Origin of the sequence: Massilia brevitalea, assembly GCF_030711405.1 — a bacterium.
In the GTDB taxonomy this organism is placed as follows: domain Bacteria; phylum Pseudomonadota; class Gammaproteobacteria; order Burkholderiales; family Burkholderiaceae_D; genus Telluria; species Telluria brevitalea.
This window is the reverse complement of record NZ_JAULSI010000010.1, coordinates 106,375-121,997: the sequence shown is the minus strand read 5'-3', so window position 1 is coordinate 121,997 and position 15,623 is coordinate 106,375. Positions and strand designations below refer to the sequence as shown.

Sequence of the window (15,623 nt, the reverse complement as noted above, 5' to 3'; positions counted from 1 at the left end):
TCTTTTCTTGTTGAAGTGGGTAGGTTCAGTGTTGGCGCAGGCGTGCAAGCGCCGCGTCGTAATCAGGGGCGCCGCGCCGCAGGTCGGCCACGATGCGCCCGCCCTGCATCACGAGCAGGCGTTCGCCCAGCGCGGCTTCGCAGCGCAGATGGGTGGCGATCAGCAGGGTGCGGCCTTCGGCGTGGCGATTCAAACGCGCCAGCACGTCGGCGGCGGTGGCGCTGTCCAGGCCTTCGGTCGGTTCGTCGAGCAGCCAGAAGCCGGCATCGCGCAGCAGCAGGCGCGCCAGCGCCAGGCGCCGCGACTGCCCGCCCGACAGGCCCAGGCCGCCCTCGCCCAGCGGCGTGTCCAGGCCCTGCGCCAGGCGGCGCACGTCTTCGGCCAGGCCGGCCGCCTGCAGCACGCTCCACAACTGGGCATCGGAGGCTTGCGGGTCGGCCAGGCGCAGGTTGTCGCGCAGGCTGTCCTGGAACAGTTCGGTGCGCTGGGTCAGCCAGGTGCAGGGCGATGCCGCCACCCGGCCCGACTGCGGCGCCAGTTCGCCGGCGGCCAGCGCCAGCAGCGTCGACTTGCCGGCGCCGCTGGCGCCGATCACGGCAACGCGTTCGCCGGCTGCGATGCGCAGGTCGATGGCGTGCAGCGCGGCTTGGGCACGGCCGGCGTGGGTGACGCCCACCCGGTCCATGCGCAGTGCTTCGCCAGCCTCGGTGCGGCCGGCAGCCTGCGTCTGCGTGGCGTCTGCGCGCAGGCGCGGCGCCAGGCGGCGTGCGGCCAGCGCGCTGCGCGCCGCCTCGATGGCGCCGCGGCGCAGCGCCGCGAACGGTTCCAGAGCGGCCAGTGCGGTGAGCAGGGCCAGCGCGGACAGCGGCGCATCGAGCTGGCCCTGCCCGGCCAGCGCGCCGGCCGCCAGCAGCACCAGTGCCACCGTCGCGTGGCCGGCCACGGCATGCAGCCAGCCGGCGCGGGTTTCCAGCCGGTGCAAAGCGTCGTCGCCGCGCGCCAGGCGGGCGTCGGTCTGCTGCAGGGCCGCGCATTGCGCCGGCAGGCGGCCAGCCAGGGCCAGGTCGGTCTGGCCGGCGCTCAGGTCGATGGCGCCGGCGCGCAGGCGTTCGGTCATCTGCACGCGGCGCAGCGCCAGCGGACGAGCGCGGCCTGCGGTCCAGGCGGCGACGCCCCAGCCGCATGCCAGCAGCCAGACGAATACAAATGCACTCAGCCGCCAGTCGAGGATGGCGAGCAGCAGGCCGGCCAGCAGCGCCGCGCCGAAGGTGGCGGCCAGCGGCACCAGCAGGCGCAGGTAGACCGCTTCCAGTGCGTCGATGTCGCCGGTCAGGCGGAACAGCAGGCGGCCAGGGCGCAGCAGCAGCGCGCGTGCGGCCTGCGGTTCGGCCCAGCCGCGGAACAGTGTGACGCGCAGCGACGCCAGCACGCCGAGGGTGGCGTCATGGGTGACCAGGCGCTCGGCATAGCGGCCGAAGGTGCGGCCAAGTGCCAGCAGGCGGATGCCGGCGCTCGGCACGAAGACATTGAAGGCCAGGGCCGCCGCGGCTGACAGGCCGGCCAGGCCTGTGGCCGTGATGAACCAGCCGGAGACGCCCAGCAGCGCGATCCCCGCCAGCACGGTGAGGGTGGACAGGCCCGCGCCCAGCAGCAGGCGGCGCGCGTCGCTGCGCATGAACAGGCGCAGCACGGTAACGAAGTCGTGGTGGTGTTTCATGCTGCTTCCTCCTGCATGCCCTGCTCGCCAAGACGGCCGACGTGCACGATGCGGCCGATGCGCGCCGCGAGCGCCAGGTCGTGGGTGGCGACGACCAGCGTGCGGCCGCGCGCCAGCTCAAGCAGCGCATCGACGACGCCGGCGGCGGTGTCGCGGTCGAGGTGGGCGGTGGGTTCGTCGGCCAGCAGCAGGCTGGCGTGCGGGGCGACGGCGGCGCGCGCCAGCGCCAGGCGTACCAGCTCGCCGCCGGACAGGCCGATACCGCCCTCCCCCAGCGCTTCGTGCGGCGCGGCGTGTTCGACATCGGCCAGGCCGGCGCGGCGCACCGCGGCCGTTACCGCCAGCGGCGTCACGCCGGCGCGGCCCAGCGCCACGTTGCCGCGCACCGTGCCGGCGAACACGTGCGGCTTCTGGCCGACCCAGGCCATGCGCGTGCGCAGGCCGGCGGTGCTGCTGTCGTCCAGCATGACGCCGCCGATGCGGATGCTGCCGCCTTGCGCCTGCGCCAGGCCAGCGACCAGCGACAGCAGCGTGGTCTTGCCGCTGCCGCTGGCGCCGACCAGGGCGACGTGTTCGCCCGGCGCGATATCGAGCGTGAAGCCGTCGAACAGCGGCGTTTCGCCGGGGTGGGCAAAACGCAGGCCGGCAATCGCCAGGCTTGGCGCGGCGATGCCCTCCGCTGCTGCGTCTTGCGCATCATCCAGCGCGCCGGGCAGGATCGGTGCTGGGGCTTGCAGCTTGTGCAGCGCCTCGAGCGCCGCTTCGCCCGCAGCCTTGTCGTGCCAGGCCGCGGCCAGGTCGCGCAGCGGCTCGAAAAAGGCCGGCGCCAGCATCAGGATGAACATGCCCTGCTCCAGGCGCAGGCGCACGCCCCAGCTGCCGCCGTCGATCTGGCCGAGCAAGTGGAAGCCGACATACACTGCTACCAGGGCGACGGCCAGCGCCGAGAACAGTTCCAGCGCGGTGGACGACAGGAAGGCGATGCGCAGCACGCGCATGGTGCCCCGGCGCAGGGCCTGGGCAGTGTCGTGCAGGCGGCGCGCGGTGGTGTCGACGGCGCCGAGCGCGCGCAGGGTCGACAGGCCGCGCAGGCGGTCGAGCAGGAAGCCGTTCATGCCGCCGACGAGCTGCAGCTGCGCTTCGCTGGCAGCCTTGGCGCGCCAGCCGATGACGGCCATGAAGAGGGGGATCAGCGGCGCGGCCAGCACCAGGATCAGCGCCGCGGCCCAGGACAAACAAGCGACCGCCAGCGCGATCACTGGCGGCACCAGCATGACGCGCCAGCGCGCACCCTGGTAGCGCAGCAGCCAGGGCAGCACGGCCTCGGCCTGTTCGGCCAGGATGCTGGCAGCCTGGCCCGAGGCGGGACGCGTGCGGTCCAGCGGCGAGCGGCGCGCCAGGGCATCGGCGGCGCCGGCACGCAGGCCGCTCAACCAGCTGCGGGCAGCCGCGAACACGCGGCGTGCGCCCCAGGCGTCGAGGCTGGCGCGGGCCAGGCCCAGCAGCAGGAAGCTGAGTGCCGGAAGGATCACCGCGTCGAGGCCGGCGCCATCGGCAAGGCGGCCGACCGCGTTGGCCAGCAGCGCCGCCTGGGCGATCCACAGCAGTGCGGCGGCGGCTTGCGCCATGGCGCCGGCGCGGCTGCCAGCTGGCTGGCGGCGAGCGGATGGGGCCTTGTCCTGCTGCGCAGGGGCGTGCGCGTCCGCGCCACGGCGTCTGTTCGAGAGCATGGTGTTTCTCCGGTGGTTCTGGGATGCGGCGCTGGGGCCGCGTGTTCGGGCTAGCGCGGGCTAAGGCGGTGGCGCGCGACCGGAAGAAAAGACGAGAAGGCGGCCCGGACGAAGCGCGCAGAGGGCGGTCCGGAAAACGGTACAACGGGCACGATGCGAATCCATACTGTCAGCTTTGCAGTGATACCGGCCGGGGATGATCCCTGTCCGCACAAGTTTCACAATCTGTAAAAACTTCTGAATTTTCAGAAAACAGTGAAAGTATGCAGCGGAAATGTTGGCTTGTCACGAGAAGGCCAGCGGCTTAGTCGGGAATTCCAGAGCGCGTGAGATAATCGAAGTTTCCAAATTTTCGAAAAGTTCTCGACCGTGACGCCATTAGTCCAGAGTTTTGTCAGCCACTTCGGCGAGATGGGTAGCCGCTGGGGCATCAATCGCACCGTGGGCCAGATCTATGCCCTGCTCTTCGTGACCGAGCAGCAGCTGCACGCCGACGACATCGGCGAAAAGCTGGGCATCTCGCGCTCGAACGTCAGCATCGGCTTGAAGGAATTGCAGTCCTGGGGCCTGGTGCGCCTGAGCCGCATTCCCGGCGACCGCCGCGAATACTTCACCTCGCTGGGCGACGTGTGGGAAATCTTCCGCGTGGTGGCGGCCGAACGGCGCCGGCGCGAAGTGGCGCCTACCTTGTCGGTGTTGCGCGAATCGCTGCTGGTCAAGGCCAAGACGCCGGAAGACAAGTTTGCCCAGCAGCGCATGGGCGAGATGCACGAACTGGTCGATCTGGCGAACAACTGGTTCGACGATCTGCAGCGCCTGTCGCCGGAATCGTTGGCGCAGCTGATGAAGATGGGGGCCAAGGTGCAGCGTTTATTGACTGTCAAGGATCGGCTGCTGGGGAATGGGAAGGCGAACGACGACGAATGAATGGCTGACTTGCGGCTGAGTTGCGGTTGAGTTGCGGTTGAGTTGCGGTTGAGTTGCGGCTGAGTTGCGGCGCCGCAACATTATTCGGGATTCGTATCGCTGGTATCACGAACCGAAAGTTTATTTATGGATCTGAGGCATTTATACTGCACTGCAACATCACAGTATTTACCGGAGCCGACCATGAATGCAGCAACGATTACCCATACCCAAGAGCCAAGCCTGCGCCATGACATCGGCGCCCTGTTCGTGACGGCGCGCAGCTTCTGCGAACAGCTGTTCACCGCACACGGCGGCTGGTTCGCGCATAACAGCGACGAGCAGGCTGGCCGCCGCGAGATGCTGGCATTGGCAGCCGAGTCGGAAGCGCACTCGCCAAACCTGGCGGCGGAACTGCGTTACTTCGCGAACCGCTAAGCAGCGGTAGTCAAAGGAAGAACGAATGGAGCGCAGCCGAGGCTGCGCTTTTTTCATGGCGTTTCAACTGCAACCGCAGCGACGTTTTTGGCGTCGCTGGTCGTAGGGTGGGCACCCCGTGCCCACGCGGAACGATGATCACCGTTACCGCATATTTTGACGCGCGTGTAGCATTGTGTTGGCGGCTTAAAAGCGTCTCGTTAGCGTTCAGACCATGGACACGCCGCGGAGCGAGTCATCACGGCCACGAACTCCGGACAAACACGTAACCGCGTGGGCACGGAGTGCCCACCCTACGTAGCAAGCAGCCTGCCGATCTCCGGTAGACAGGAGCCACAATTCCCGCCCGCCTTCAGGCAAGCCGTCACCTCCGATGTGCTGCGTAGTTTCCGTTCACGGATCGCCGTGCAAATCGTATTCCGCCCCACGCCAAAACAGGCACACACCGTCGGCCCCGCATCCGCACCCGCCTGCGCGGGCCGCCCCGCGAGCAGCACCGCGCGTTCGCCCGCACCCAATATCTCCTGCCCAAACAGGCCGCCCAGCCATTCACGCGGCGGCAGCGCCCCCGCTCTTGCCACCATCACACATGCCTGCAGGCGGCCATCGACCAGGTAAGCCGCCCGATACACGCCCGCCCCACGGTCCTCGTACTCGATCCAGTCCGCGCCAGCGTCCACACCGAGCAGCGCACGCGCCCACTCCCCATCCACCGCCCCGCGCCCGGCCGCCTCGAAACGCAGGTAAGCCTCGCCCTGCACGCGCGTCCACCAGGTGAGCGCATCGAGCCTCGGCATGCTGCGGCTCAGCACAAACGCCTGCCACTCCACCACGAACGGCTCTACCTTCACCGGCGTGTGCTTGAACTCCGGCTCGCCCGACACCGGATCGACCACTGGGTTGACCAGCGCCCCGACGCGCGCGTCCGATGCCGTCGGCCCGCTCCAGTGGATCGGCACGAAAACGCCGCCACGCGCGATGCCGCCGCCGTGCGTCACACGCCCGACCATGGCGCCCCAGCGGCTGCTCACGCGCGCCAGCTCTCCCTCGCGCACGCCGCACAGCAGGGCGTCATGCGGATGCAGGTCGATGAAGGGTTCCGGCACATGACTGCCCAGACGAGGCGACTTGCCGGTGCGCGTCATCGTGTGCCACTGGTCTCGTACGCGGCCGGTGTTCAGGGCCAGCGGGTAGTCTTCATCAGGTAAATTCCCTGGCCCGCGCGGCGGGGTCGCAATGAAGCGCGCCCTGCCGCTCGCATGCGAAAAAACGCCGTCACCGAACAGGCGCGTGCTGCCGCCCGGCGCCTGCAGCGTGACCGGCCATTGCAGCGGTTCCAGCCCGTCGTAGGCTGCGCGGTCCAGACCCGCAAGGCCGGACAAATCGAACAGGCGCGCATTGTCTCCCTCGTTGCGCCAGCCTGAGAGCCGTGCGTGCTCGTCGAAAATCTGGTGCGTCGACGTGTAATCGAAGCCGCCATAGCCCATGCGCTGCGCCACCGCGCACAGCGACTGCCAGTCGGCGCGCGCCTCACCCGGCGCCGGCAAGAAGGCGCGCTGGCGCGAGATGCAGCGTTCGGAATTGGTGACCGTGCCATCCTTTTCGCCCCAGCCCAAGGCCGGCAGCAGCACGTCGGCGCAGGCATTCGTGTCGGTATCGCGCACGATGTCGCTGGCGATCACAAGCTCGCACCTGGCGAGCGCGCGGCGCACGCGGTCGGCGTCGGGCAGGCTGACCAGCGGATTGGTACCCATGATCCAGACCGCCTTCACGCTGCCCTCTTCCACCGCGCGGAACAAATCGACCGCCTTCAGGCCGGGTTGCGAGGCGATACGCGGCGCATCCCAGAAACTGCGCACGGCCTCGCGGTGCTGCGCGTTGTCGAGCTCCATGTGCGCCGCCAGCATGTTGGCCAGGCCGCCCACTTCGCGCCCACCCATCGCATTCGGCTGGCCGGTGAGCGAGAACGGCCCCATGCCGGGCTGGCCGATGCGCCCGGTGAGCAGGTGGCAGTTGATGATGCTGTTGACCTTGTCGGTGCCGCTCGACGACTGGTTCACGCCCTGCGAATACGCGGTGACGACCTTGCGCGTGGCGGCAAAGCTTTCGTAAAAAGCGCGTACGGCGCGCGGATCGAGGCGGCAGGCGCGGGCCACCTCGTCGATGCCGATCTGCGCCGCTGCCAGTGCGGCCTCCAGTCCTTCGGTATGCGCGCCGATGAAGTCCGTCTCGGCCCTGCCCGCGCGCGCCAGGTAGGCCAGCAGCCCGTTGAACAGCCACACGTCGGTGCCGGGCTTGATCGGCAGGTGCAGGTCGGCCAGCTCGCAGGTAGCCGTGCGGCGCGGGTCGATGACGACGATCTGCAGCGACGGCCTGGCTTCCTTCGCGCGCAGGATGCGCCCGAACAGCGTCGGGTGGCACCAGGCTGCGTTCGAGCCGGCCAGCACGATCATGTCGGCCAGCTCGAAGTCCTCGTAACAGCCGGGCACGATGTCTTCGCCGAAGGCGCGCTTGTGGCCGGCCACCGACGAGGACATGCACAGGCGCGAATTGGTGTCGATGTTGGCGCTGCCGATGTAGCCTTTCATGAGCTTGTTGGCGACGTAGTAATCTTCGGTCAGCAGCTGGCCCGACACGTAGAAGGCCACCGCATCCGGCCCGTGTTCGGCGATGATGCTGGCCAGGCCGCTGGCCACGTGGCCGAGCGCCTCGTCCCAGCTCGCGCGGCGCAGCTGTCCGTTTTCCCTCACCTGGGGATGCAGCAACCGTCCCTCCAGATCCAGGGTCTCGCCCAGCGCCGCGCCCTTCACGCACAGGCGACCGCGGTTGGCGGCGTGCTCCTTGTCGCCGGCGATGATCGGAATCGTGCCCGGCTTGACGCTTGCCGTCACACCGCAGCCGACGCCGCAATACGGGCAGGTGGTACGCACCGTCGATACGGGCAGGCTCATGTCCATATGTATCCTTTCAGGCGGCCTGCACGCACAGGGCGCGGCCGAACAGCAGTTGCTCGCGGAAGGCCGAGACGTCGGCGCCGCGCTGGATCAGGTCGAAGTACCAGGGGCCGTCGGCCACGTCGCCCACCAGCACTGCGCCGGACAGGCGCGCGCCATCGAGCACCAGGCGCTTGTAGACGCCGGCGCGGCGGTCGCGCAGCACCAGCTCCTCGCTGCCTGCGCGCCCGGCGATGTCACCGGCCGAGTACAAATCGATGCCCGTAACCTTGAGTTTGGTGGCGGTGGCGGCCTGCACGTAGCGGCGGTGGCCGGCGCCGGCCAGGTGGGCGGCGCAGACGCGCGCCTGCTCCCACACCGGCGCCACCAGGCCGAAGGTGGCGCGCCGGTGCTGCACGCATTCGCCGACGGCATAGATGCGCGGGTCGTAGGTTTGCAGGGTGTCGTCGACCACGATGGCGCGTTCGCAATGCAGCCCGGCGGCGCGCGCCAGCGCCACGTTCGGACGCACACCGGCAGCCATCACCACCAGGTCGGCCGCCAGTTCTGCACCGTCGGCAAACTGCACCGCTGCCGCCATGCCCTCGCCAAGTATCGCCGTGGTCTGGGCGTCGAGCAGGATGCGCAGGCCGGCGCGCTCCAGCGACTCCTTCAGCAGCCGGCCCGCTTCGCCATCGAGCTGCTGGTTCATCAGGCTCGACGCCACATGCACGACCGTGACGTCCATCCCGCGCCGTTGCAGCGCATGGCCCGCTTCCAGCCCGAGCAGGCCGCCGCCGATCACCACCGCACGGCCGCCCTGGCGCGCCGCGGCCAGCATGGTGTCGACGTCGTGCAGGTCGCGAAAACCGACCACACCCTCAAGCTCCGCGCCGGGAACGGGAAGCATGAAGGGTGTCGAGCCGGTGGCCAGCAGCAGCCGGTCATACGGCGCCTCCAATCCCGACGCGGACACCACCACGCGGCGCTTGCGGTCGATGCGCAGCACCGGGTCGCCCGCATGCAGGGTGACGCCGTGCTGGTCGTACCAGGCGCGCGGATGAAGCATGATCTCGTCGAGCGCCTTGTCGCCGGCCAGCAGCGGAGACAGCAGCACGCGGTTGTAGTTCCCGTGCGGCTCAGCGCCGAAGACGGTGATGTCGTACAGGTCCGGCGCCAGCTTCAGCACTTCCTCGACCGTGCGCATGCCGGCCATGCCGTTGCCGACCACGACCAGGCGCGCGCATGGCGAGCCGGTACTCACAGGGCCACCCATACCGTGCCGTTCTCCAGGCGTACTGGATAACTGGCCACCGAGTGCGCCGCGGACTCCAGGCACTCGCCGCTGGCCAGATCGAAATGCTGCTTGTAGATCGGGGAAGCGACCACGACCCGCTCGCCGATGCTGCCCACCAGCCCGCGCGACAGCACGGCCGCCTGCGAATGCGGGTCGTAGTTATCGATGGCGAACAGGCGCTCCGCTCCCACCCGGAACACGGCGACCTGGCGCCCCTTGAACAGCGCGCACACGCCGGTGTCCGGCACGATGTCGTCGAGCGCGCATACCGCGCTCCACTCCTGCAATTGGATATCCCGATGCATGGCTTTCTCCTCAGGCCGACGCCACGATGGGAATCGTGCGCCGGCGTTCTTCGACGGTGGCCGGGCGGATCTGGCCGCGTTCCGGCATGAACACGACGTTCGCATCCGGCGCGTCGCTGTTCACAAAGGTGCGGAAGCGCTTGCGCACCTCCGGGTCCTCGACCGCGTTCTTCCATTCGCAGGCATAGGTGTCGACCACGTGCTGCATCTTGGCCTCCAGCTCCGCGCCGATGCCCAGGCTGTCCTGCACCACGACCCCCTTCAGGTATTCGAGCCCGCCTTCCAGGTTCTCGCGCCAGGTGCTGGTGCGCTGCAGGCGGTCGGCGGTGCGCACGTAAAACATCAGGAAGCGGTCGACCAGCCGCACCACCGCCGCTTCATCCAGGCCGCTGGCGAGCAGCTCGGCGTGGCGCGGCTTCATGCCGCCGTTTCCGCACACGTACAAATTCCAGCCCTTTTCGGTGGCGATCAGGCCGACGTCCTTGCCTTGCGCCTCGGCGCATTCGCGGGTACAGCCGGACACGCCGAACTTCACCTTGTGCGGCGTACGCAAGCCCTTGTAGCGATGCTCCAGCGCGATGGCGAAGCCAGCGCTGTCGCCCACGCCGAAGCGGCACCAGGTCGAGCCGACGCAGGACTTCACCGTGCGCAGCGACTTGCCGTAGGCGTGGCCGGATTCGAAGCCGGCCGCAATCAATTCTTCCCAGATCGGCGGCAGCTGCTCGACGCGGGCGCCGAACAAGTCCACACGCTGGCCGCCGGTGATCTTGGTGTACAGGCCGTATTTCTTGGCGATCTGGCCGACCGCGATCAGGCCGTCGGCCGTGACCTCACCGCCCGGCATGCGCGGCACCACGGAGTACGTCCCGTCTTTCTGGATATTCCCGAGGAAGTAATCGTTCGAGTCCTGCAGGCTGGCGTGTTCCGGCTTCAGCACGAAATCGTTCCAGGTCGAGGCCAGGATGTTGGCCGCCACCGGTTTGCAGACCTCGCAGCCCAGGCCGGAGCCGTGGCGCTCCAGCAGTTCGCCGAAGCTGCGGATGCGCCCGACCCGCACCAGGTGGTGCAATTCCTGGCGCGAGTACGCGAAGTGTTCGCACAACGCCCGGCTCACCGCCACGCCCCCCTTCGCCAGCTCGGCATTCAACACCTGCGTCACCAGCGGCACGCAGCCGCCGCAGGCGGTGCCGGCGCCGGTACACTTCTTCAGGGCACCGATGCTGGTGGCGCCGTTCGCCACCGCCTCGCACAGCGTGCCTTTCGAGACGTCGTTGCAGGAGCAGACCTGGGCGCTGGCCGGCAAGGCATCGACACCCAGGCCGCGTACCGGCGCACCCTCGGCCTGGGGCAAGATCAGGAACTCGGGCGCCGCCGGCAGCGGCATGCCGTTCAGCGCCATCTGCAGCAGCGTGCCGTATTGCGCAGCGTCGCCGACCAGCACCGCGCCCAGCAGGCGCTTGCCGCAATCGGAGACGACGATCTTTTTATACGTTTGCTTGCGCTCGTCGAGGAACTGGTAGCTGCGGCTGCCACTGGTTGTGCCATGGGCGTCGCCGATGCTGGCCACGTCCACGCCCATCAGCTTCAGCTTGGTGCTCAGGTCAGCGCCGGCAAAGCCGCCCGGCGCACCCAGCACGTGACGCGCCGCGGAGCGCGCCATGTCGTAGCCCGGCGCCACCAGGCCGAACAGCTGGCCATTCCAGGCAGCGCATTCGCCGACAGCGTAGATATCCGGGTCGGAACTGAGGCAGTTGGCGTCGATGGCGACGCCGCCGCGTGGCCCCAACGCCAGGCCGGCGGCGCGCGCCAGTTCGTCGCGCGGGCGGATGCCGGCCGAGAACACGATCATGTCGGTTTCGAGCGCGCTGCCGTCGGCGAACTCCATGCGGTGCGTGGCCTCGGCACCGTCGACGATGGCCAGGGTGTTCTTGCCCGTGTGGACGCGCACGCCGAGTTCTTCGATGCGCCCGCGCAGCACGCGCGCACCGGGATCGTCGACCTGCACCGCCATCAAACGTGGTGCGAATTCGACCACGTGCGCCTCCAGGCCGAGGTCGCGCAGCGCCTTGGCGCATTCCAGTCCCAGCAAGCCGCCGCCCACCACCACGCCGCTGCGCGAGCGTGCGCCGCACTCGCGCATCGCCTCCAGGTCTTCGATGGTGCGGTAGACGAAGCAGTCGTAACGGTCGCGCCCCGGCACCGGCGGCACGAAAGGCGAGGAACCGGTGGCCAGCACCAGCGTGTCGTAGGCCAGCCGTTCCCCGCTTGCCAGCGTCACGGTGTGCGCGGCGCTGTCGATGCCGGTCACCTTGGCGCTCAGCTTCAGTTCCAGGTTGGGGCGATCGAAGAAGCCAGGTGCGACCAGCGACAGGTCGTCCGCCGTTTTCCCGGCGAAGAATTCGGACAGGTGCACGCGGTCGTAGGCAGGGCGTGGTTCCTCGCCCAGCACCGTGATGTGCAAGTGCGGCGCTGCGGCGGCCAGGGATTCGACGAACTTGTGGCCCACCATGCCGTGGCCGATGACGATGATCTTCATGTTGCTCTCCTCAAAGCGGCGCTGGCCGCCGGTGCTGCCACGGCTGCATTCCCAAACCGGGCGCCCAGCGCACACAGGCTCGACGCCGCCACCAGTACGCCCAGGATGACCAGGGTCTGGCGCAGGTCGCCCGTCCCTTTCATCAGGAAGCCCGCCAGCACCGCGCCCACGTTGCCGCCGGCCCCGACGATGCCGGCCACGCCGCCCAGCGCCTGTGGCGCCACGAAAGGCACCAGCGCGTAGGTGGCGCCGCAGGCCATGTGGGTGAACAGGCCGAAGCACAGCATGGCAACCAGGGCAAAGGCGACGCCGTCGGCGTTTGCAAACCACAGCAGGCCCAGGCCCTCGCCGATCATCAGCAGGAACAGCACGGTCACGCGGCTGTTCAGGTCTCCGCGCGCGGCAAGGCGGTCCGACAGCCAGCCACCCAGGGCACGGGCGAACAGCGCCAGCAAGCCGAAGCTGCCCGCTGCCAGCCCGGCCGCGCCGAGCGACAGGCCGAAACGCTCGACGTAGTACACAGCGGCGATGTTGTGGATGAAGATCTCGATGCCGAAGCAGGCGCCGTAGGTGACGAACAGCAACCAGGCGCGGTGGTTGCGACAGGCGGCGCGGAAGCTCGCCCAGCCGCCCTTGCCGCCGGACTCGAAGGCCACGCCGGCTGCCCGCAATTCGCTGAAGTTCCCGGCCGGGCAATCCTGCGTGTAGCGCCAGTAGACGAAGGCCATGACCAGCATCGCCACGCCCGGCACCACCAACGCCACGCGCCAGCCCAGGGTTTCGCTGACGCCGGCCATGACGATAGCGCCCAGCAGCAGCGGCATCAGCGCCTGCGCCGCGCCGCCGCCGGCATTGCCCCAGCCGGCTGCGGTGGCATTCGCCGTGCCGACCACTTTTGGCGCGAACATCACCGAGGTGTGGTACTGGGTGATGACGAAGCTGGCGCCCACCGCGCCGATCCCGAGGCGGAACAGGAGAAAGCTTTCGTAGCTCTGCGCCAGCGCCACGCCGATCACGGGGATCGCGCCCAGCAGCAGCAGGCCGGTGTAGGTTTTACGTGGACCGTAGCGGTCGCACAGCGGGCCGACCACCAGCCGCACCAGGATCGTGATGGCGACGGCCGCGATGTTGATGTTGGCGATTTGCGCCATCGACAGGCCGAATTCGCCCTTGATGACCGGCATCAGCGGCGCGCAGGCGAACCAGGCGAAGAAGCAGACGAAGAAGGCCACCCAAGTCAGGTGGAAGGCCCGCATTTGCGGGGTGTTGAAGGAAAAGAGTCGGATGCTGCTTGCTTTGCTGGCCATGATCGTCCCTCGTTTTTAGACTGACAGGCAAAAAAAAGGCGTCCGCATCCCGAGGCCGTGGCCTGGAAAGCGGACGCCGTTGTCCGGGTGCCGGCCCCTCGCTGGGCTGGCTGAATGTGAAGGGATCGCCGTTGATCCTGTCCGTGGAGTTTGCAAGAGCCGTGCCAGCCAGCTTGCAGGGCATGGGCGCGTAGTGCGCGGCCGGCTCCGCCTCATTGCAGTGCACCATGCGCGAAAATGATGCGCCGCGGCGCACCGCGCTCGCCCCGAATTAGTCCGATGAGCGCAAGTCGTGGATCGCGAACGCGCGCGCGTAAGCGGCGGGGTCGCTGCCATCCCACACCCGTCCGTCGATGAGGGTCGAACTGCGCATCGCCGTGTCAGGCAGGGCCACGCCGGCCAGCTGCGCCGCCTCGCGGTACAAATCGACATGGTTGACCTGGGCGGCGACGGCGCGATAATCCGGGTCCGCGGCCAGCAGGCCCCAGCGCCGCTGCTGGGTCAGGAACCACATGCCGTCGGACAGCCAGGGGAAGCAGGCGGCGCCCTCGCCGAAGAAGCGCAGCGCCGGCCAGTCGCCCCGGCGCGGCAGCAGGCAGGCGCGCAGCAGTTCCACGCCCGTGTTGACGTAGGCGGCACTGGCCAGCACCTCGGCCGCCGCTTCGCGGTTCACCGGCGAGGCGTCGAGCCAGCGCGCCGTGTCGAGCAGGGCCGCCACCAGGGCGCGGCAGGCGTGCGGATGCGCCGCAACGAAATCGGCGCGCGCGCCCAGCGCCTTGCCCGGATGGTCGGGCCAGACCTGGCTGCTCGGCGCCGCCAGCGCACCGGCGCCGCCCTGCAGCGCGCGCCGGCTCCAGGGTTCGCCCGCACAGAAGCCGTCCATGTGGCCAGCCTCCAGGTTCGCCGCCATCTGCCCGGGCGGCACGGTGACCAGCGTGGCATCGTTCAAGGGATCGATGCCGGCGGCGGCCAGCCAGTAGCACAGCCACATGGCGTGGTTCCCGGTCGGGAAGGTGTGGGCGAAGGTGTAGCGGCGCGGCTGCGCACGCATCAGCGCGGCGAGCCCGGCGCCGTCGCGTGCGCCCCCTTCGGCAAGGGCGCGCGACAGCACGATGGACTGGCCGTTCTGGTTCAGGTTCATCAGCAAGGCCATGTCGCGCGGCGCCGCGCCGATGCCCATCTGCAGGCCGTACAGCAGGCCATACAAAGCCTGGGCCGCATCGAGCTCGCCCGTGTTCAGGCGGTCGCGCATGGCCGACCACGAGTGCTGGCGTTCCAGTATCAGGCGGATGCCGTACTTCTCGTCGAAGCCGAGTACGGAGGCCATGACCAGCGGCGCGCAATCGGCCAGCGGCATGAAGCCGATCCGCAGTTCCGTCTTTTCGGGCCGGTCGCTTCCTGTCGCGTAGGCCCCCTGCCCGCCCTGCCCCAGCAAACCCGTCATGTATGTCCTTTCGCAGCCGGGGCCTGGCCCAGCAAATCCTCGACGTCGAGGATGCGCTGCGCGACCTCGGCCAGTCTCAGGTTCTTGTTCATCGCCAGGCTGCGCAGGCGGCCGTAGGCTTCTTCTTCCTTCAGGCGGTAGCGCGCCATCAGCACGCCCTTGGCGCGCTCGACCACCTTGCGCTCGGCCAGCTTCTGGCGCGTGTCGGCCAGTTCGCCCAGCAGTTGCTGCTCGCGCCGAAAGCGCGCCAGGGCCACGTCGAGCACGGGCCGCACGCGTTCGGCCTGCAGGCCGGCCACGATATAGGCCGACACGCCGGCTGCCATCGCCGCTTCCATGGCGGGCGCACTATGGTCCTCTGTGAACAGGACGATGGGGCGGCGCTCGTCGCGGGTGGCGATCACGATGTGCTCGAGCACGTCGCGCGCATCGGATTCGCTGTCGACAATGATCAGGTCCGGCTGCAGCTGGGCCACGCGCTCGGGCAGGAAGATATCCGGCGGCAGCGAGGCGACGATGTCGTAGCCCGACTCCAGCAGCCCGATGCGCAGCGCCGTGTTGCGCTCGCGCCGGGCGGCGAGCGCGGCATCGCCGTGGCCGGATGTGTCGGCGGTGACGACGACGATGCGCAGGCTGCGGGGTGGGTGGCTGGATTTCATGCTGACAAGGAATGCAAGAAGCGGGCCACACCGGATTGACTGCTCTCGCCGCGACGTTAATCGTACGGTGGGCACTCCGTGCCCACGCGGTACGGGCGTCCCCCTTTGGACACGTGTCTCGACTCGTCGCTCGCACGGTATCACCCGGCCACGGCCTACCGTGGGCTTGCGGATGCGGTGCGAGCGACACCTCACCGTGTATGTCCGCCAGACACGTGCGTACCGCGTGGGCACGGAGTGCCCACCCTACATACCCCAACCGGCGCATCATATGGTTTAGTTGCAGTCGAGATATATCAGCCATCAATATCGCATGCGATGACAGCGAATAGATCATAAGCACAGCTTATC

General features: G+C 68.8%; 11 protein-coding genes. 2 read left to right on the top strand and 9 right to left on the bottom strand.

From position 1 onward, the window contains the following. Positions 1 to 25: 25 nt before the first annotated feature. Together QWL29_RS08490 and cydD are read right to left on the bottom strand one after the other, a co-directional pair. Positions 26 to 1,717: an amino acid ABC transporter ATP-binding/permease protein gene (locus QWL29_RS08490; RefSeq protein WP_305822452.1), complete on the bottom strand. Its 1,692-nt coding sequence runs from the start codon at positions 1,715 to 1,717 to the stop codon at positions 26 to 28. Next, on the bottom strand, positions 1,714 to 3,447 hold the full coding sequence (cydD, locus tag QWL29_RS08485; protein ID WP_441295504.1) for a thiol reductant ABC exporter subunit CydD: 1,734 nt from the start codon (positions 3,445 to 3,447) through the stop codon (positions 1,714 to 1,716). The genes QWL29_RS08490 and cydD overlap by 4 nt, the downstream gene beginning before the upstream one ends. A 369-nt stretch (positions 3,448 to 3,816) precedes the next feature. Between cydD and QWL29_RS08480 the strand changes: the two genes are divergently transcribed. Both QWL29_RS08480 and QWL29_RS08475 read left to right on the top strand, forming a co-directional pair. Then, positions 3,817 to 4,374 carry a GbsR/MarR family transcriptional regulator gene (locus QWL29_RS08480; RefSeq protein ID WP_305822451.1) on the top strand — a complete coding sequence of 186 codons (558 nt, stop codon included), beginning with the start codon at positions 3,817 to 3,819 and terminating at the stop codon, positions 4,372 to 4,374. Positions 4,375 to 4,557: 183 nt separating this feature from the next. Further along, on the top strand, positions 4,558 to 4,791 hold the full coding sequence (locus QWL29_RS08475; protein ID WP_305822450.1) for a hypothetical protein: 234 nt from the start codon (positions 4,558 to 4,560) through the stop codon (positions 4,789 to 4,791). 293 nt (positions 4,792 to 5,084) lie between these two features. Here QWL29_RS08475 and QWL29_RS08470 read toward each other — a convergent pair whose 3' ends face one another. The 7 genes from QWL29_RS08470 to QWL29_RS08440 form a co-directional block, all read right to left on the bottom strand. Then, positions 5,085 to 7,742 carry a molybdopterin-dependent oxidoreductase gene (locus QWL29_RS08470; protein ID WP_370663681.1) on the bottom strand — a complete coding sequence of 886 codons (2,658 nt, stop codon included), beginning with the start codon at positions 7,740 to 7,742 and terminating at the stop codon, positions 5,085 to 5,087. Between the two features lie 16 nt (positions 7,743 to 7,758). Then, on the bottom strand, positions 7,759 to 9,000 hold the full coding sequence (locus QWL29_RS08465) for an NAD(P)/FAD-dependent oxidoreductase (protein WP_305822448.1): 1,242 nt from the start codon (positions 8,998 to 9,000) through the stop codon (positions 7,759 to 7,761). Beyond that, positions 8,985 to 9,326 carry a nitrite reductase small subunit NirD gene (gene nirD / locus QWL29_RS08460; protein ID WP_305822447.1) on the bottom strand — a complete coding sequence of 114 codons (342 nt, stop codon included), beginning with the start codon at positions 9,324 to 9,326 and terminating at the stop codon, positions 8,985 to 8,987. Before nirD ends, QWL29_RS08465 begins: the two co-directional genes overlap by 16 nt. 10 nt (positions 9,327 to 9,336) lie before the next feature. Next, positions 9,337 to 11,862, bottom strand: a complete 2,526-nt coding sequence (gene nirB, locus QWL29_RS08455) for a nitrite reductase large subunit NirB (protein ID WP_305822446.1) — start codon at positions 11,860 to 11,862, stop codon at positions 9,337 to 9,339. Next, on the bottom strand, positions 11,859 to 13,169 hold the full coding sequence (locus tag QWL29_RS08450) for an MFS transporter (RefSeq protein ID WP_305822445.1): 1,311 nt from the start codon (positions 13,167 to 13,169) through the stop codon (positions 11,859 to 11,861). The genes nirB and QWL29_RS08450 overlap by 4 nt, the downstream gene beginning before the upstream one ends. Positions 13,170 to 13,440: 271 nt before the next feature. Continuing rightward, positions 13,441 to 14,613, bottom strand: coding sequence for a CmpA/NrtA family ABC transporter substrate-binding protein (locus QWL29_RS08445; RefSeq protein ID WP_305822444.1), 1,173 nt, complete (start codon positions 14,611 to 14,613; stop codon positions 13,441 to 13,443). Beyond that, on the bottom strand, positions 14,610 to 15,272 hold the full coding sequence (locus tag QWL29_RS08440) for an ANTAR domain-containing response regulator (RefSeq protein ID WP_305822443.1): 663 nt from the start codon (positions 15,270 to 15,272) through the stop codon (positions 14,610 to 14,612). Before QWL29_RS08440 ends, QWL29_RS08445 begins: the two co-directional genes overlap by 4 nt. Positions 15,273 to 15,623 lie beyond the last annotated feature (351 nt).